Genomic DNA, 18,199 nt, shown 5'->3' with positions numbered 1-18,199 from the left:
ATAGCTTATAGCTTGCATATCTAAATTAAACAAACTACTTATATTTTATAGAGGCACGAAAAAAATCCCATTTTCCTCTATTTTTCAAATAAAAAAACCTAAATCAATGAAATTTGTCTCTTAATACTTTCTTCAAGAGATATTATAGTCTCTGTTCTGGCTATTCCTTTGATCGCTTGTATGTCTTCATTCAATACATGACGTAAATGATTGGTATCCCTACATATAATTTTTGCAAACATGCTATATTGGCCAGTACAATAATGCAATTCTACCACTTCTTTTACCTCTCTTAATTGCTCAACAGCTGTTTTATATTGAGATCCCTTCTCTAAATAGATGCCTAGAAAGGCACATATATCAAATCCAATAGATTGAGGGTTAATAATTAGGTTAGAACCTCTAATAATACCAAGTTCTTCCATTTTTTTCATGCGAACATGGATAGTTCCGCCAGAAACAACGAGTTTTTTTGCAATTTCTGTATATGGAACCGACGCATCGTTCATTAAAATAGATAAAATTTGCGTGTCTAAGTTATCAAGTTCTAAAAATTGGGACTTTTTTTCCATGATTTTTGATTATTTATAAATTATTACGAGTATTTTTTTAAATATTTATAAAAATTAAAAATTTTATTAAAAAAATGGTAAATATTATGAAGATTTATTATGTTTGTATCAACAGAAGAGAATATTTATTGACAATCTATTCTTCTTTTGTCCGACTTTGCCCCTCAGTTTAATATAGGTTTATAATTGGTTAGCGTTGAAGCTCCTCTCCCAAAGGAGCTTCTTCTTTTTTTAAAAAATAACATCCTATCCCGAAATATCACCATACCAAATATATATTTTTTAACCGAATGCCTATATTTTAAAAATTTTGTCAAAAATAACGAGTTTTTTTCTCATTCGAGAAACTTTCTAAGCTTTTATTTAGCAATACTTCTGTTTATAATTTAAAAAACGCTGCATAAATACACTTCACCCACAAAAAAATAGCCCCCTTGAAATGACTGGATATAATTCATTTCAAAGGAGCCGCTTTTATTAATTAACAGCCTATTTTACTGTAAAACCCATTTTATAATTTCCCCACGCTAACTCGATTCTCCCGTCCTTCGAAACGGATATGGTGAATTGTTCTACTGATTGACTATTCTGCTCCGTTGGTACATCAACACGAAGTACATCTTCTTTTTCATCATAATCTAAACCCGACTTTTTCCACACTTTATTAAAGATAATGGTCGAAGTCTGCTCACCGGGTATGCTATGTAAACTATATTTTCCTGCCTTCAATGCTTTTCCCTCAATGGTAACATCCTTATTCAGTTCGACCGTTGTTGCTTCATTTGCGCCTGTTCGCCATACTTTTCCTATTGGCGCAACCTCTTCGCCTAATTTTCTCCCTTTTAAATAAGGTCTGCTGTAATTAATTGAAATCGTTAGCCCTGAGGTTGTGGTAACATGGATACTATCGGGCGGACTGGCGCGCTTACTTTTGTCTTGCTGCGCAAAAACTCCTAGAGCCATGAATAACATTAAGGCTCCTAAAACTAGCTTTCTTTTCATGATTTAATGGATAAGTTCTATTTTTAAAAAACATTTATTTAAAACCTTTGTTTCAAGTCATCCTCCATTTTCTTTTTCTTAATACCTTTATGCAATCTTAACTGAATAAAATTTTATCTAAGTTTGTGCCATGGCACAAATCAAACCGTCTTTAGCAAAAGGTACTCGGGATTTTTCTCCTCTTGAAATGGAGCGAAGAAATTATATTTTCAATACAATAAAGGCTGTATTTAAAAAGTATGGATATCAAGAAATTCAAACACCCTCATTTGAAAATCTGCAAACATTAACAGGTAAGTATGGAGATGAAGGGGATAAACTTATATTTAAGATTCTCAACTCCGGAGATTTTATTGCCAAAATAAGTCCTGAAAAATACGGAACATTAAATTCCAATTCAATTACACCGCTGCTTACTGAGAAAGCTTTACGCTATGATCTAACTGTCCCGTTCGCCAGATATGTTGTTATGCATCAAAATGAGATAACCTTGCCTTTTAAACGTTTTCAAATCCAACCTGTTTGGCGTGCTGATCGCCCTCAAAAAGGTAGATATCGTGAGTTTTATCAGTGTGATGTAGATGTGGTTGGCTCTGAAAGTCTATTAAATGAAGCAGAATTCATCCTTGTATATAAAGAAGCCTTATCTAATCTGGGGCTAAAAGACTTTTCAATCAAACTAAATAATCGAAAGTTACTAGCGGGTATTGCAGATGTTATAGGAAAGCCTCAATTATTGATCGATATGACTGTCGCTATCGACAAATTGGATAAAATCGGATTAAACGGCGTAAAGCAAGAGTTAGTTGATAAAGGATTTTCATCTGAAGAACTTGAAAAATTAGATCCTATTATTGCTTTGTCAGGGAATAACGTTGATAAATTGGATACCTTAAAGGAGGTATTGAAAGATTCAGAAACGGGACAAAAGGGAATCGAAGAAATTCAAACCGTTTTAGCCTATGTGCAAAAATTAGATACTGACACACTTCAGTATGTGGAAGTTGATATTACCTTGGCAAGGGGATTAAATTACTATACAGGTAGTATATTTGAAGTTAAAACCAACGAGGTTGCCATGGGTAGTATCGGTGGGGGTGGTAGATACGATGATTTGACGGGTATGTTTGGTATAAAAGGACTTACCGGTGTGGGCATCTCCTTTGGAGCCGACCGTATTTATGATGTACTTCTGGAGCTTGCTTTGTTTCCGGATAGCGCTATGGAAACTACACAGGTATTATTAACCAATTTTGACAGATCTACCGAAGACTTTTCATTGGCTTTACTTCAAAATCTAAGAAAAAATAACATTGCTTCCGAATTTTACCCTGCTAGTGTAAAGCTTAAAAAACAATTAAGTTATGCTGATCAGAAAAAAATTCCATATGTTATATTATTGGGAGCGGAAGAGGTTTCTTCGGGCCTCCTAACGCTAAAAAACATGAGTAGTGGTGAGCAGCAAAAATTGACGGCAGACGCGCTGATCAACTATCTTATAAGTAAAGATCAGGATTAAATCACCACCTATTTCATTTAGAATAGGCTCACCTATTGAAGGTGAGCTTATTTTGTTGTTCTAAGCGACCCACCTTAAAAAGCAATAAACCAAAGGAGCTGCCAACAATAGTCCATCAAACCGGTCCAATAACCCACCATGACCCGGCAACAAGCTTCCGGAATCCTTCACCTGAAAACTACGCTTCAACATTGATTCAGTTAAATCACCCCATGTTCCAAATACCGAGATAATAACCGCAATTGTACACCATTTCCAGCCGCTTAGATTCGGATAATATTGATGTAAAATGAGACCAACGACTATACTCAAGAGCACACCTCCAATAAAACCTTCCCATGTCTTTTTTGGTGAATGCCTTTCAAATAGTTTTGTTTTGCCAAGCTTCATACCCACCAGATAAGCCCCGGTATCATTGGCCCAAAGCATAAATAAGAATGACATTGGTAGATAATACTGATAATCTCCCCCTAAAAATCCCAAATTGAAAAAAAACACAAAGGGAACAACCGCATAGATCACTCCTAAGAATGTCAATGAAATATTATAAAAAGGTTGTTCATTCTTTTGATATAATTCCCGAATATAGATAAATGCCAAAAAAGGAATAGGAAGCAATAAAATAAAAGATCGCACTAAATGTAAATTAAAAGCAGCAAACGCTAAAAATATGGCCCCCCCCAGCAATATTCCACCCATACGGTCAGGCCTTGCTTTTTCTCTACCAATCAACCCGTAAAATTCGGTTAAACTGAATAATGACAAAACAATAAAAAAGATACTAAAAGCATAAGCACCTGAAAGTACAGATGCTAACATGACCAAAACAAAGAAAAAACCAGTTATTGCGCGCGTTTTCATGATAATATAAGATGCCTAGTTAACTTTTTCTGTACCCCGCTTGTAAAAATACAAAATTAAGAGGCCTGCAAATAAACTGACAATCGCCCAAGGCCATTGATTAAGATCAAATGACAACGAATCCAAAGGTTTATTTGATTTTACAAGATAAAATGCTATTAAAATAGCCGATACATTATTAATAAAATGAGCGGTAATAGCTAGCCAAATGCTTCGCCCCCAAAAGTATAAATACCCACATAATGCTCCTATTAACATTCTTGGAAGAAAACCATAAAATTGAATATGAATGGCACTAAAGATAGCCGCCGTTAACCAAATTGCTATATGCGGCTTTCCAATCCACTTGATGAATATATTTTGTAAACAACCTCTAAACAGAAGTTCCTCTCCAACTGCCGCCAAAATGCCGATCATAAATATGTTGATTATTAATCCGGCAACAGAGTCACGAGATAGAAGTGCGTTGGTTAACGCACCTGTTTCATCTTCCTTTTCACGCATCCAATGTTCAACACTCTTCATAAAATCGGGAAAATGCATCCGTTCATTTAACAGAATAGTTATTTCAAAAAAGGGCGTAAACATAAGCATTAAGAGGAAAATCAAAGCATAATGCTTCACATCTGATCCAAGGCTTAAGTCAAAATATGCTTTTTTATTTCTCTCTATTCTATTTAAGAGTAAGGCTGGTACCACGAAAGTACCCACTGCCGAAAAAATCTGTGATAAGCTAATGAAATTTAGCTCGTCTTCCGTTAATCCGATAAACCTTTGCGCTCCTAGCTGCAAAATATCGCTACCAAAAAGTAAAAAACCTATAAATAAGCCAATTAAGCTAAAGACCGTCGCTGAAAGTAATACCGTAATCAGTAAGTAAAGAAAAGATATACTTGGATGATTATCAGAACGAGTATAGGGATTAGCGTTCAATTTTTTATATTTTTGCAAATTATTTAATAATTGGGTTGAATATAGGTAATGTCTATCAAGATTGGAAATAATATTGATTTAGGAACTTTTCCATTGCTGCTTGCGCCAATGGAAGATGTGAGCGATCCTCCATTTAGATACGTATGTAAACAAAATGGAGTGGATATGATGTACACCGAATTTATCTCTTCCGAAGGTCTTATCAGACATGCAGCAAAAAGTAAACAAAAGCTTGATGTTTTTGAATACGAACGTCCCATAGGCATACAAATTTTTGGTAGTGATATCAAAAGTATGGAAGAAGCAACAGAAATAGCAACTTTAGCTAAACCCGATCTAATCGATATTAATTACGGCTGTCCAGTTAAAAATGTTGCTTGCAGAGGAGCCGGAGCCAGTCTATTACAGGATATAGACAAAATGGTAGCAATGACCAAGGCAGTTGTGAATGCAACACATTTGCCGGTAACCGTAAAAACAAGGCTTGGCTGGGATGATCAGACCAAAAATGTATATGAAGTCGCTGAACGACTACAAGACATTGGAATACAAGCACTTAGTATACATGGCCGAACGCGATCCCAAATGTACAAAGGAAATGCAGATTGGACCTTAATTAAACAGGTTAAAAAAAATCCACGCATACAGATCCCAATTTTCGGTAATGGTGATGTAGACAGTGTAGAAAAGGCCGCTGCATGGCGTTTAGAATACGAAGTAGACGGTATTATGATCGGCAGAGCCGCTATAGGCTATCCCTGGATATTTAGGGAAATTAAACATTTCTTTGAAACGGGTACCTTTTTGGATGGTCCTAATATAAATGAACGCGTTAATGTATGTAAAACTCATTTTATAAAATCGATCGAATGGAAGGGGGAAAAAACAGGTATATTTGAAATGAGAAGACATTATGCCAATTATTTCAAAAGCATACCAAATTTTAAAGAATATCGAATGAAATTGGTAAGTCTCGATAAAGTGGCAGATATACATGAAGTCTTAGACGAAATAGCCTTTCAGTTTTCTAACACACTTGCAGAATAAATGAGCAAAATTTGATAACTGAGTATTTCTATTTTAATTCTTCATTTCCTATATTGCCTCAAAAATAATAAAAATGGTTACTGAAATTACTGAAGGTGTTAAAGTTTCGGTAGAGGCAATATACCAACCGGAATATTCAAATCCGGAAAATGAACATTTTATGTTTGCTTATAAGATCACGATCGAAAACATGAGCAGTTATAATGTTCAACTATTAAGAAGACATTGGTTTATATTCGACTCAAATGGAACACATAGGGAAGTAGAAGGTGAAGGAGTAATTGGTCAGCAACCACTCATTACTCCAGGTGAGTGCTATGAATATGTGTCAGGATGCAATTTAAAAAGCGACATGGGAAGTATGCAGGGAAGCTATCAGATGTTAAGGGAATTTGACGGTGTCATATTTGACGTGATTATTCCAAAATTTCATTTGATTCCTGATCACAAGCTCAACTAGCAGACCACAAAAATCCTTCTTTTAACGAATATTGCGTAATTTTGCCGTTCGAGATTAAACTGCTCCCGGGATTATTAACCAAAAGGTTGGTACATATACTTTAATGCTGGTAACACGTTACTACCAAAAAAATAAAATAACATAAAAGCTTATAAAACAAGTGTTTATATATATTTAAGATACATAAAAAGGTCTATAATTTGAGCATATTATCAATCGAGCGCGTAAGCCATTCGTTTAGTGAACGTTGGTTATTTAAGGATCTGACCTTTGGATTACAGAAAGGGGACAGGGTGGCACTTGTGGGAATTAATGGGACAGGAAAATCCACACTTTTAAAAATTCTCGGCGAAAAAATCAAACCTTTTAAAGGGAATGTAGTAAAAACAAAAGAATTAAGAGTGGGATACCTGGAGCAAGAACCTACTTTTGAAAATATGTCCCTTGTATCTGATTTTATTTATAGTATAGACAATGACGTTCAGCAACTTATAAAAGAATATGATCAACTCGTTCAACTAGAGCAGGCCGATAACGCGCGTATTCAAGAGTTGGTAGAGATACTTACGATAAAAGATGCTTGGAATTTTGAAAACAATCTGAAGATTATTCTAAATAAACTAGGTATAACAGATTTAAATCAGTCTATCAACAATCTTTCGGGTGGCCAGAAAAAAAGACTATCGCTTGCCAAGTTATTAATAGATGAGCCTGATGTTTATATTTTAGACGAGCCTACCAACCACCTGGATATTGAAACGATAGAATGGTTGGAAAACCTATTAACAACAGGACAGAAAACCATTATCTTTGTTACACACGACCGTTATTTTCTTGATAATATTTGTACAGAAATAAAAGAACTTCATCAAAGTAATCTTTACAGCTACAAAGGTAAATATGAATACTTTCTTGAAAAGAAAGCCGAACGTGAACTGGCTGATTCCTCAATCTTAGAAAAAAACAAAAATCTATTAAGAAAAGAACTTGAATGGATGCGACGTCAGCCACAAGCTCGCGGTACTAAGTCAAAAGCAAGAATTGACGCTTTCTACGATTTGGAAGAAAAGACGAAAAGCGGAGAAAAGAAAAATACGCTTCAACTAGATGTTAAACTTAGTAGGCAAGGTAATAAAATATTAGAACTTCATCATGTTTACAAGGCTTTTGGAAAAAACGACATTATACATGATTTTTCTTACACGTTCAAAAAAGGCGACCGAATCGGTCTAGCAGGAAAGAACGGCAGTGGCAAATCGACTTTTTTAAACTTGATAACTACGGAGGAACTACCTGACAAGGGGGAAATAATAAAAGGTGACACCACAATTTATGGCTACTACAAACAAGGAGGACTTGATTTTACCGGAACCCAACGTGTTATAGATGTGGTAAAAGAGGTAGCTGAATACATAACCACCAGTAAAGGGGAAACAATTACTGCTTCTCAATTACTAACACATTTCCTTTTCGCACCTGAAAAACAATATAGTTTAGTTGAAACTTTAAGTGGGGGAGAGAAAAAGCGCTTACAATTAATGCGTATTCTTATTAAGAATCCAAATTTTTTAATATTAGATGAACCTACCAACGATTTAGACATCGATACATTAAATGTCTTAGAAAATTTTTTAGAAAATTACACGGGTGTTCTCATTCTTGTTTCTCACGATCGCTTTCTTCTCGATAAACTGACAGATCAGCTATTTATTTTTCAACAAGGGCAGCCTATTAAAATCTATAATGGAAATTATTCAGACTTCAAACAAGAAAATATAAGTCAAAAAGTTAAAAAAGAAGAAACAAAAACAGCTATTACAACTACTACAAAAACAGAAAAAAATAAACTCTCCTTCAAAGAGAAAAGAGAATTTGAAACGTTAGAAGAAGAGATAGCAGACATCGAATTAAAAATAAAAAATAAAACAGACGAAATACTTAAAACTACCGATCATCATTTACTGACCGACCTAGCGAATGAAATAGAAACACTAAACAATCATTTGGAAGAAAAAAGTATTCGTTGGTTAGAATTAGGAGAATTAATATAAACGTTTCACGTGAAACTTCAGATAAGGTTTCACGTGAAACATATAAAGCCATGTTTTCAAAATATAATATAATCGTCGTAGGAGCCGGCCACGCGGGATGCGAAGCAGCAGCAGCAGCAGCAAATTTAGGATCGAAAGTACTCCTTATCACTATGAATATGGGTACGATTGCGCAAATGAGCTGCAATCCCGCTATGGGTGGTGTAGCTAAAGGCCAAATAGTAAGAGAAATTGACGCTTTAGGTGGGTATTCCGGTCTTATTGCAGATAAAACAACCATTCAATTCAGAATGTTAAATTTATCGAAAGGTCCAGCGATGTGGAGCCCAAGATCTCAAAACGATAGAATGCGTTTCGCTGAAGAATGGCGTTTACAGTTAGAAGCAATTCCCAATGTAGATTTCTGGCAAGATACAGTGAAAGAAATTATCGTAAAGCAAGAAAAGGTAAAAGGTGTGATAACTTCGTTGGGAATACGTATAGAAGCTGATGCTGTTGTATTAACCAATGGAACCTTTCTTAATGGTATTATACATATCGGTGAAAAAAAATTCGGCGGCGGCAGAACTGGGGAAAAAGCAGCAACTGGTTTAACCGAACAACTCATTTCATTAGGTTTCGAATCAGGAAGGATGAAAACCGGGACACCTCCGCGTGTTGATGGAAGAACGCTCAACTATTCAAAAATGGAAGAGCAATGGGGAGACGAAAAAAGAGGTCGATTCTCTTATCAATCAATAGATCTACCACAAGAGCAACGGTGTTGTTGGATAACCTATACAAATAGTGACGTTCATGAAACACTGAAAGAGGGCTTTGAAAAATCTCCTATGTTTACCGGCCGTATCAAGGGGCTAGGTCCACGATATTGCCCCTCTATAGAAGATAAAATAAATCGCTTCGCAGAACGCGATCGGCATCAGATCTTTGTAGAACCGGAAGGTTGGCGGACGAACGAAATATACGTCAACGGATTTTCAACCTCTTTGCCTGAAGATATTCAATTCAAGGCGCTAAGGCAAATTCCCGGTTTCGAAAATGCAAAGATGTTCAGACCTGGTTATGCCATTGAATACGACTATTTTCCGCCTATGCAATTGGATTTAACACTCGAAACAAAAAAAGTGAGAAATCTATTTTTTGCCGGACAAATAAATGGAACAACTGGTTATGAAGAAGCTGCCAGCCAAGGATTAATTGCCGGTATCAACGCGCATCAACGAATTAACGATCTTCATGAGCTTATACTTAAACGATCGGAATCCTATATCGGTGTACTAATAGATGACTTAGTAACCAAAGGTACGGAAGAGCCTTATAGAATGTTTACTTCTCGAGCTGAACATCGTTTACTATTGAGACAGGATAATGCAGATATCAGATTAACACCACTCGCACACCAGCTTGGTCTTGCCACTGATCAAGCATTGGATAAGGTGAAAGAAAAAATAAGTAAATCGGACGAAATCGTTGAGTATCTTAGAAAAACATCTGTCGAAGCTTCCAAAATGAATCCCATTTTGGAAAAAATATCTTCCAGTCCGCTCAGCCAAAATATAAAAATGTTTAATGTCCTCACTAGACCGCAAGTAAATATATCGAATCTGGCAGAAGCAAACAGTGGTTTAAGAGAAAAACTCCAATATTTTTCTGAAGAAATTATTGAGCAGGCGGAAATAAAAGTTAAATATGATAGCTATTTTGATAAGGAAATAGAAATAATAAATAAGATGAAAAAGATGGAAGATAAGGAGATTAACCCTGATTTCGATTACAACAAGTTAATATCACTATCAAAAGAAGCAAGAGAAAAATTAATAAAAATAAAACCAAGAACTTTAGGCCAAGCATCTAGAATTTCAGGTGTTTCTCCTGCTGATGTAAGTGTTTTAATGGTTCATATGTCCTAATTTATTTAAATAACTGATTATCAATATTTTAAATAAGTTGTAAATAACATAATAAGAGACATTATCTTTTCAAAAACGATGCTGACCTCCAAAAAAATAAAAAGTCTCTTAAAGAGCTTAAAAATAGGCTTAAATACAAATCATGCAATTTTAGGTCTTTTTCTGACTCTTTTTTTATTTAATACACATTGTGCCAGCATTCAGCAACCTATGGGAGGGCCGAAAGATAGCATCCCACCTAAAGTACTAAAAGAAACACCTATTAACTTAAGTAGAAATTTCAAATCCAAAGAAATTATCATCGAATTCGATGAATTTGTAAAGCTTCAAAATGAACTTAAAGAAATTAGCGTAACACCGGATATGGATAGAATTCCTATCTACAAAATAAAAAAGAAATCGTTGGTTATTACCTTACCCGATACACTTGAAGAAAAAACCACCTATACCATTAATTTTGGTAAGGCCTTAGGCGATTATAATGAGGGAAATCCCTTGCTTAATTATAGCTATGTTTTTGCAACCGGTGATCAAATAGATTCACTAAATATATCCGGTAATGTTACCAATGCACTTACCCTAGAAAAAGAAAAAGAAATAACCGTCATGCTTATCCCAACTAGGCAAGATTCAATCTTTGGTAAAAGAAAGGCAAATATCTTCACATTGACGGATTCCAGTGGCAACTTTAAAATTCATAACTTAAAAGAAGATACCTATCGTATTTATGCCCTAAAGGAAAAAAACAACGATCGTATTTTCAATGGTACAGACGAAGAAATTGGCTTTCTAACTGATTCTTTCTTATTGAACAAAGATACTAGCAACATTAAATTGGCTATATCAAAACCAATTCCAACTGATTTCCGACTGCTCGACCGTAAAATTGAAAAAAATGGCACCATTAATTTTGTTTTTAATAGGCCAGTAGCTAAACCTGAAATAGAAGTGGTTGTCCCGAACGAACTGAACGAAGACAAAATCGTCAACTATAGTATGGCAAGAGACAGTGCATCAATGTGGCTAACCGACTTGAATTTCGACTCATTGAAAGTACGTATTCTAGAAGATAATAGGATACTGGATTCTACAACGATTCGTAGAAGTAAAAATGAAAAATATGACCGTGATCTCATCATTACCGATAACCTAAATAACCAAAAGGTTAATAAAATAAAACATATCATTTTAAATAGTACAGGACCAATAAAATCATTTGACAGACAAAATATTATACTTACGGAGGATTCAGTTTCCCGCCCTAATTTTCAGCTTATAAAAGACACAAGTAGTAACAGATCTTACATAATACGATACAATTGGCGTCCCAAACGTAACTATCAACTGGATTTCAAAGAAAATGCTTTTCAAGGCTATTTTGATGAAAAGTCAAAGGCTGTAAAACGAAGCTTTACGCTAGACGAAACCGAAAACTTCGGAGACGTTATTTTAAAATTAAACGTACCAGATACTATTGGAAATCAATATCTTGTGCAAATAACAAACGAAAAGAAAGAGACTATATTCCTTTCAACCCCTATTACCAAGTCCGATCGCCTCGTCTTCAAACAATTTCCTGGTGGAAAATACCTCATCCGAATTGTCTACGATAAAAATCGGAATAATAAATGGGATCCTGCCGATGTTGAAAAGCGTATCCAACCTGAGAAAGTGTGGTACCATAGTAAACCAATTACAGTTCGACCTAATTGGGAACAGGAAGAAGTTATCGATATACCTGAGGAAAATAAAACAGCAGCGATTAATCCACCTCAAACCAACTAGCATATAATACGTAATTGTTAGGTAAATTATCTAATAATGTCCGCTGTTCATGTGTCAGCGGCTTAATTTTCTTTGCAGGTACACCAGCATATAAAAATCCACTCTCACAAATTGTATTTTCTAAAACAACAGCCCCTGCGGCTATAATTACATACTCTTCAACAACCGCCCGATCCATCACAATTGCCCCCATACCAACAAGACAATGGTCTTTCAAAGTACAACCGTGAATTAAAGCATTATGTCCAACGTTTACATAATTACCTATATCAGTTCCATTTCTTAAATACGTACCATGGATTACCACTCCATCTTGTATATTCGAATAAGATCCTATACGTATGTAATTTACATCACCCCTTACAACCGCATTAAACCAAATAGAACAATGTTTTCCAATAGTTACATCCCCCACAATAGTCGCATTCTCCGCCACAAAGGTATTCTCTTCAATCCGTGGCTCTTTATTTAAAACAGCTCTTATCAACGCCATATCATCAATAATTAAAATATAGTATCTACAAGCTCCCTCGAATGATTGGGATAATCCGTGGTGTAATGCAAGCCCCTGCTCTCCCTTCTGGCCATCGCTGATTTAATAACAATGTACGATACTTGTATCACATTTCTAAGTTCACAAAGTTTCACTGACAATTTTGTGTTTTTATAAAAATCTTCCGTCTCTTCATACAACAATTTTAACCTTCTCATCGCTCGCTCTAACCTAAAATCTGAACGTACAATCCCCACATAGTCACTCATAATCTTTTGTGTTTCTCTCAAATTATGGGTTACCAGAATATCTTCGTTCGACAAGTGCGTATCCGTGTCATCCCAATTTGGTATATCAAGTGGTAGACTGATCTTATCAAAGATACCCACCGCATGCTCAAAAATCCGATGCGCATAAATTAACGCCTCCAATAAAGAATTGGAAGCCAACCTGTTCGCGCCATGCAAACCTGTCGAAGAACATTCACCGCAAGCGTAAAGATGTTGAATGGAAGATAAGCCATATTCATTTACCAGAATACCGCCACATAAATAATGAGCAGCTGGCGTCACGGGTATATAATCCCGTGTAAGATCAATACCTATACTTAGACATTTTGCATATATATTCGGAAAATGCTTTAGCAGTTCGCCTTTATCCCGGTGGCTTATATCTAAATATACATAATCATCACCCGATCTCTTCATCTCATTATCGATTGCACGTGCGACGATATCCCTTGGGGCTAAAGAACCGCGCTCATCATATTCGTACATAAACTCTTCCCCATTCTTCCTTCTCAATACCCCACCAAAACCACGAAGCGCCTCTGATATTAAAAAAGATGGATACTCGCCCGGATTATAAAGAGAGGTGGGATGGAATTGAATAAATTCCATATTTCTCACCTTTCCCTTAGCACGATAAACCATCGCAATTCCATCCCCTGTTGCAATGACAGGATTTGTAGTAGACGAATAGATATGTCCGGCCCCACCGGAAGCCATTACGGTAACTTTACTCAAGATCTTCTCCACCTCATTCGTAAGCGTATTTAGCGCATAAATTCCGTAACAAGTAATATCTTCACTAGTCTTATTAACAAATAAGCCTAAATGATGCTGTGTAATCAAATCAACAGCAAAATAATGTGTCAGTATACTAATATTCGGCGATTGATGAACCTGCTCCAGTAAAGCTCGCTCAATCTCAAATCCGGTAATATCTTTATAATGTAAAATACGATGTTCCGAATGACCACCCTCCCTAGCTAAATCATAGCTTCCCTTTGCAACTTCATCGAAGTGGGTTCCATATTGTATAATCTCCGCTATTCGCTCAGGCCCTTCCTTCACTACGTTTTCCACAATCTTTTTATCGCATAAACCATCCCCAGCAACCAGTGTATCAGCGATATGCTTCTCAAAGCTGTCAGACTTATCCACAACTACTGCCACGCCACCCTGTGCATACTTAGTGTTCGATTCGTCCTCATTTGATTTCGTAACTATCAGAACCTTACCATACTTAGCTGCTTTCAAGGCAAAGCTTAAGCCTGCAATGCCCGAACCTACAACTAAGAAATCAACATTCGCCATATTGAAAAAATTATTTATTGATATCTGCTTCCAAAACGGTGGAAAAACATGTTAAATATGTGGATTTTTTTGTAAAAAGTACGTGGAATAAAAAGAATAACTTGTCTAAAAGTTATTATATGCACATTTCACAAAACTTTTCAATGATTTATTCCGCTTGAACAAGCGCAGTTCTCAACCAAAAGTTCCGGAAAAAAAACTGACAAAAAAATATGGAAAGAAAAATGGGTTAAAAAAATAACTATTGTAAATCAAATATTTAGTCTATAAATACTGTTGAAAACATGTGTATAAAATAGAAACATCCTATTAAGCAAGAAAAAATAGCGCGCATTTGCTAACATTACTAACACCCTAATAAACGATAAGAAGATTTTATATAAAAAGAATTATTGTATTTATTGAAACGTGGAAAATTCACAAAAATTCGATTTCATTTTCTTTATGTACATTTGTGTAATGAAATATGCGTAGGCTAAGAACATGGAAAACTATACGGAACAACTGACTAGCAAAGGCTATATAGACGAAGCAATTGATCCTAGAATGGATTTAGTGCAAGAAATAAATCGGCTGAAGAAGGAAAAAAATGCAGTTATCTTGGCACATTATTACCAGGATTCCGAAATTCAAGATATAGCAGACTATATAGGAGACAGCTTAGGGCTTTCTCAGGAGGCTGCAAAGACTGATGCATCGATCATTGTTTTTGCCGGTGTTCATTTTATGGCTGAAACAGCAAAAATTCTATCACCTACAAAGAAAGTATTATTGCCGGATCTGAAAGCCGGTTGCAGCTTATCAGATAGCTGCCCTCCACATTTGTTTGCCAAATTTAGAGAACAGTATCCTAATCACCTTGCTATTACTTATGTAAACTGCACAGCTGAATTAAAAGCGCTCAGTGATATTGTTTGTACTTCCTCTAATGCAGTGCAAATTGTGGATAGTTTGCCAAAAGATCAAAAGATTATATTCGGCCCTGATAAGAATTTAGGTGATTATGTAAAAAGAAAAACCGGACGCGATCTTGTTCTTTGGAATGGCGCATGCATGGTTCATGAAATATTTTCGCAGGAGAAAATTGATCGTTTGCGGAGCCAATATCCTGATGCAAAATTTATTGCGCATCCGGAATGTGAAGAACATATCTTAAGAGAGGCTGATTACATCGGTTCAACAACAGGTTTATTAAAATATACGATAAACGATAGGGCAAATACTTTTATTGTCGCAACAGAGTCGGGTATTATTCATCAGATGCAAAAGGCTAATCCCCAAAAAGTGTTTATACCCGCTCCTCCTAATAACGCCTGCGCCTGTAACGATTGTCCACATATGAAGTTGAACACCTTAGAAAAACTTTATAACGCGATGCGCTTTGAACTACCCGAGATAGATTTGCCCTTAGAGGTAATTAACCGCGCTCGTAAACCGATCGAGCGAATGTTAGCCATTTCCGCACAATTTGGACTCTAGAATAATAAAGAGATGTTTGATAATAAAGAGAATACCAGCTTAGATAAACTTGGCGAATTCGGTCTCATTGACTTGATCAACAAATCAATTGAAATCAATGAAAAATCGACGATTAAAGGGATTGGTGATGATGCGGCGGTTATTCAGCATGAAGGGAAGCAGACCTTAATTTCTACCGACTTGCTCTTAGAAGGTGTACATTTTGATTTAAGGTATGTTCCTCTTAAACATCTGGGATACAAAGCAGTGCAGGTTAATCTTAGCGATATTTACGCAATGAATGGTATAGCTTCTCAAATAACTTTTTCGATAGGTTTATCGAGTAAGTTTCCCTTAGAAGCGGTTGAGGAGCTATACGCTGGTGCTATTTTAGCCTGTAAAAAATATGCAGTAGACTTGATAGGAGGTGACACCTCAGTCTCGAAACAAGGACTGGTAATCAGTGTAACAAGCGTCGGTTATGCTGATCCTTCGGCCGTTACCTATAGAAGTGGAGCAGAAGAGGGCGATTTGATTTGTGTATCCGGTGATTTGGGAGGAGCCTACGTTGGTCTGCAGTTGCTGGAAAGGGAAAAACAGATCTTTTTAGAGAATCCAAATATTCAGCCCGATTTAGAAGGAAAAGACTATATAGTGGAAAGACAATTAAAACCCGAAGCAAGACGTGATGTGGTTCAGTTGCTCAGAACGCTTCAAATTAAACCTACGTCCATGATTGATGTATCGGATGGATTAGCTTCGGAAATTTTACATATATGTAAGCAATCTTCAAAGGGTTGTAGATTGTATGAAGAGAAAATTCCGATTGACCAGATGACGTACGATACTGCCCGTGAATTTGGATTGGATCCAACAATATGTGCACTTAGCGGAGGAGAGGATTATGAATTATTGTTCACGATTAAGCAGGACGATTATGAGAAGATAAAAGGGGATATAGATGTTAGTATTATTGGACATATTATGGAAGAACAGGCCGGATGTAATTTGATATCAAAAAGCGGCAACCTATATCCAATTACAGCGCAGGGTTGGAATGCATTTAACTAGCGGGGTGTTTCTATAAGGTTTTGAGGATTAACCGGTTTCACGTGAAACCGGTTAATCCTCTATAAATTCATCATCCTCGAATAAACTGATATCAATTTGCTTGCTGGCCTTAGCACCTAGTTTTTTTAGCTTTTCAACTTTTGAAATTACGTTTCCTTTCCCGGTTTCTAACTTCTTTCTAGCATCTTCATGTGTCCTAGCCAATACGGTAATTTGTTTATCAATTTTATCCATATCTTCTGTAAAACCAACGAATTTATCGTACAATGCACCCGCCTCTCTTGCGATTTCCATTACGTTTCGCGTTTGTCGCTCCTGTTTCCAGATACTGGCAATGGTTCTAAGTGTGGCCAGCAAAGTGGAAGGGCTCACAATAACCACGCGCTTATCCCAAGCTTCACTGAATAGTTCACCATCAATCGTAACAGACATACTGAAAGCAGATTCGATCGGCATGAATAATAAAACAAAGTCGGGTGATGTGATTTTGTATAAATCTTGATAATTTTTACGAGAAAGTTCGGTAACGTGATTTTTTATAGAATAAATATGCTGCTTTGCATATAGTTCCCGTTCCTCATCCTTATCTGCATTTACCCATCTTTCATAAGCGACGAGGGAAACTTTAGCATCAATAACTAGGTGTTTTTCTTCCGGTAAATCAATAATCACGTCCGGCTGCAGACGTTTGCCTTCTTCGCTTTGAAAACTTGCCTGTAAACGATATTCGCTGTCTTTCGTTAAGCCTGATCGTTCAAGCACTCTTTCTAAAACTACTTCACCCCAATTGCCTTGCTTCTTTTGATCACCCTTCAATGCCCTAGTTAAATTAACAGCTTCATCTTTAATAAGCCGACTTTGTTCCATTAACTGCATAACAACACCTTTTAACGAATTTCTTTCCGCGGCTTCGTGGGTATAGGTTTTATCAACTTTCTCTTCAAAACTTTTAATATTTTCTTTCAAAGGATCTAAAAGTTGATGGATCGTTTTATGATTGGTTTCCGTGAATTTAAGTGTCTTTTCTTCTAAGATTTTATTGGCAATCAGTTCAAAGTCTTTATTAAACTGACCTTTCATCGTTGCAATTTCGAGCTTCTGCTCATTTAATTTTTCTTGCTGCGATTCAAAGTATGCGTTTAAACTCTCAATTGTTCTTTCGGCTGCCGCAGCTTTCTCTCGTTCAGCTTTTACTTCTACTAGTAAACGTTCGTTTTCTAATCGATAATTGTCTGCTTTCTGTTCTGCTTTCGCTATCTTTACCAGAAGATCATCGCGCTCGTCCTGAAAGCTCGTAAAGCTTTCAGAATTTGGTTGATTGGTACGTTGCGTCAATTTATACAAAAAGAAAAGTAGAACGATGAGTAAAATAACGATCAATAGATTTTCCATGCTGGTTGTTTTGTGCAAATTTATATAGAAAAATTGATTCAGTCAGA

15 protein-coding genes are annotated in these 18,199 nt (G+C 36.1%); 8 read left to right on the top strand and 7 right to left on the bottom strand.

Annotated elements, in window-relative coordinates:
- Positions 1 to 98: 98 nt before the first annotated feature.
- Positions 99 to 572 (bottom strand): Lrp/AsnC ligand binding domain-containing protein, encoded by a 474-nt coding sequence (locus RYH73_RS03680; RefSeq protein ID WP_335311912.1) that lies wholly within the window; start codon positions 570 to 572, stop codon positions 99 to 101.
- Positions 573 to 1,061: 489 nt separating this feature from the next.
- The gene (locus RYH73_RS03675) at positions 1,062 to 1,574 is read right to left on the bottom strand and encodes a DUF2911 domain-containing protein (protein WP_335311911.1); all 513 of its coding nucleotides are present in this window, start codon (positions 1,572 to 1,574) and stop codon (positions 1,062 to 1,064) included.
- Positions 1,575 to 1,704: 130 nt separating this feature from the next.
- Between RYH73_RS03675 and hisS the strand changes: the two genes are divergently transcribed.
- On the top strand, positions 1,705 to 3,093 hold the full coding sequence (gene hisS / locus RYH73_RS03670) for a histidine--tRNA ligase (protein ID WP_335311910.1): 1,389 nt from the start codon (positions 1,705 to 1,707) through the stop codon (positions 3,091 to 3,093).
- Positions 3,094 to 3,153: 60 nt separating this feature from the next.
- Here hisS and RYH73_RS03665 read toward each other — a convergent pair whose 3' ends face one another.
- Together RYH73_RS03665 and RYH73_RS03660 are read right to left on the bottom strand one after the other, a co-directional pair.
- Positions 3,154 to 3,954, bottom strand: coding sequence for a phosphatidate cytidylyltransferase (locus RYH73_RS03665; RefSeq protein ID WP_335311909.1), 801 nt, complete (start codon positions 3,952 to 3,954; stop codon positions 3,154 to 3,156).
- 15 nt (positions 3,955 to 3,969) lie between these two features.
- Positions 3,970 to 4,905: a CPBP family intramembrane glutamic endopeptidase gene (locus tag RYH73_RS03660; RefSeq protein WP_335311908.1), complete on the bottom strand. Its 936-nt coding sequence runs from the start codon at positions 4,903 to 4,905 to the stop codon at positions 3,970 to 3,972.
- A 30-nt stretch (positions 4,906 to 4,935) separates the two neighbouring features.
- Between RYH73_RS03660 and dusB the strand changes: the two genes are divergently transcribed.
- From dusB to RYH73_RS03635, 5 genes are all read left to right on the top strand, one after another.
- Entirely contained in the window at positions 4,936 to 5,934 is a 999-nt protein-coding gene (dusB, locus tag RYH73_RS03655) for a tRNA dihydrouridine synthase DusB (protein WP_335311907.1), read from the top strand.
- A 73-nt stretch (positions 5,935 to 6,007) separates the two neighbouring features.
- Positions 6,008 to 6,394 (top strand): Co2+/Mg2+ efflux protein ApaG, encoded by a 387-nt coding sequence (apaG, locus tag RYH73_RS03650; RefSeq protein WP_335311906.1) that lies wholly within the window; start codon positions 6,008 to 6,010, stop codon positions 6,392 to 6,394.
- A gap of 200 nt (positions 6,395 to 6,594) precedes the next feature.
- Positions 6,595 to 8,445, top strand: a complete 1,851-nt coding sequence (locus RYH73_RS03645) for an ABC-F family ATP-binding cassette domain-containing protein (protein WP_335311905.1) — start codon at positions 6,595 to 6,597, stop codon at positions 8,443 to 8,445.
- Between the two features lie 50 nt (positions 8,446 to 8,495).
- On the top strand, positions 8,496 to 10,355 hold the full coding sequence (gene mnmG, locus RYH73_RS03640; protein WP_335311904.1) for a tRNA uridine-5-carboxymethylaminomethyl(34) synthesis enzyme MnmG: 1,860 nt from the start codon (positions 8,496 to 8,498) through the stop codon (positions 10,353 to 10,355).
- 78 nt (positions 10,356 to 10,433) lie between these two features.
- Complete coding sequence (locus RYH73_RS03635; protein WP_335311903.1) at positions 10,434 to 12,140, top strand: Ig-like domain-containing protein; 1,707 nt, start codon at positions 10,434 to 10,436, stop codon at positions 12,138 to 12,140.
- Here RYH73_RS03635 and RYH73_RS03630 read toward each other — a convergent pair.
- The gene (locus RYH73_RS03630; protein ID WP_335311902.1) at positions 12,118 to 12,633 is read right to left on the bottom strand and encodes a gamma carbonic anhydrase family protein; all 516 of its coding nucleotides are present in this window, start codon (positions 12,631 to 12,633) and stop codon (positions 12,118 to 12,120) included. The two genes, RYH73_RS03635 and RYH73_RS03630, sit on opposite strands and share 23 nt — an antisense overlap.
- A gap of 11 nt (positions 12,634 to 12,644) precedes the next feature.
- Positions 12,645 to 14,231, bottom strand: coding sequence for an L-aspartate oxidase (nadB, locus tag RYH73_RS03625; protein WP_335311901.1), 1,587 nt, complete (start codon positions 14,229 to 14,231; stop codon positions 12,645 to 12,647).
- 483 nt (positions 14,232 to 14,714) lie between these two features.
- Here nadB and nadA point away from each other — a divergent pair, with 483 nt between their 5' ends.
- Both nadA and thiL read left to right on the top strand, forming a co-directional pair.
- Positions 14,715 to 15,710, top strand: a complete 996-nt coding sequence (nadA, locus tag RYH73_RS03620) for a quinolinate synthase NadA (RefSeq protein WP_335311900.1) — start codon at positions 14,715 to 14,717, stop codon at positions 15,708 to 15,710.
- 12 nt (positions 15,711 to 15,722) lie between these two features.
- On the top strand, positions 15,723 to 16,760 hold the full coding sequence (thiL, locus tag RYH73_RS03615) for a thiamine-phosphate kinase (RefSeq protein WP_335311899.1): 1,038 nt from the start codon (positions 15,723 to 15,725) through the stop codon (positions 16,758 to 16,760).
- A gap of 51 nt (positions 16,761 to 16,811) precedes the next feature.
- Here thiL and RYH73_RS03610 read toward each other — a convergent pair whose 3' ends face one another.
- On the bottom strand, positions 16,812 to 18,152 hold the full coding sequence (locus RYH73_RS03610) for a DNA recombination protein RmuC (RefSeq protein ID WP_335311898.1): 1,341 nt from the start codon (positions 18,150 to 18,152) through the stop codon (positions 16,812 to 16,814).
- Positions 18,153 to 18,199: the final 47 nt, after the last annotated feature.

Origin of the sequence: Olivibacter sp. CPCC 100613, assembly GCF_036959255.1 — a bacterium.
Taxonomy (GTDB): Bacteria; Bacteroidota; Bacteroidia; order Sphingobacteriales; family Sphingobacteriaceae; genus Olivibacter.
This window is presented reverse-complemented; position numbering and strand designations above follow the sequence as displayed.

Excerpts from the sequence above, each read along its gene's own strand:
- nadA (WP_335311900.1), top strand. The coding sequence starts at position 14,715 with ATGGAAAACTATACGGAACAACTGACTAGCAAAGGCTATATAGACGAA.
- hisS (WP_335311910.1), top strand. The coding sequence starts at position 1,705 with ATGGCACAAATCAAACCGTCTTTAGCAAAAGGTACTCGGGATTTTTCT.
- mnmG (WP_335311904.1), top strand. The coding sequence starts at position 8,496 with ATGTTTTCAAAATATAATATAATCGTCGTAGGAGCCGGCCACGCGGGA.
- thiL (WP_335311899.1), top strand. The coding sequence starts at position 15,723 with ATGTTTGATAATAAAGAGAATACCAGCTTAGATAAACTTGGCGAATTC.
- RYH73_RS03630 (WP_335311902.1), bottom strand. The coding sequence starts at position 12,633 with ATGGCGTTGATAAGAGCTGTTTTAAATAAAGAGCCACGGATTGAAGAG.
- RYH73_RS03610 (WP_335311898.1), bottom strand. The coding sequence starts at position 18,152 with ATGGAAAATCTATTGATCGTTATTTTACTCATCGTTCTACTTTTCTTT.
- RYH73_RS03675 (WP_335311911.1), bottom strand. The coding sequence starts at position 1,574 with ATGAAAAGAAAGCTAGTTTTAGGAGCCTTAATGTTATTCATGGCTCTA.
- dusB (WP_335311907.1), top strand. The coding sequence starts at position 4,936 with ATGTCTATCAAGATTGGAAATAATATTGATTTAGGAACTTTTCCATTG.
- nadB (WP_335311901.1), bottom strand. The coding sequence starts at position 14,231 with ATGGCGAATGTTGATTTCTTAGTTGTAGGTTCGGGCATTGCAGGCTTA.
- RYH73_RS03680 (WP_335311912.1), bottom strand. The coding sequence starts at position 572 with ATGGAAAAAAAGTCCCAATTTTTAGAACTTGATAACTTAGACACGCAA.
- RYH73_RS03665 (WP_335311909.1), bottom strand. The coding sequence starts at position 3,954 with ATGAAAACGCGCGCAATAACTGGTTTTTTCTTTGTTTTGGTCATGTTA.
- RYH73_RS03635 (WP_335311903.1), top strand. The coding sequence starts at position 10,434 with ATGCTGACCTCCAAAAAAATAAAAAGTCTCTTAAAGAGCTTAAAAATA.
- apaG (WP_335311906.1), top strand. The coding sequence starts at position 6,008 with ATGGTTACTGAAATTACTGAAGGTGTTAAAGTTTCGGTAGAGGCAATA.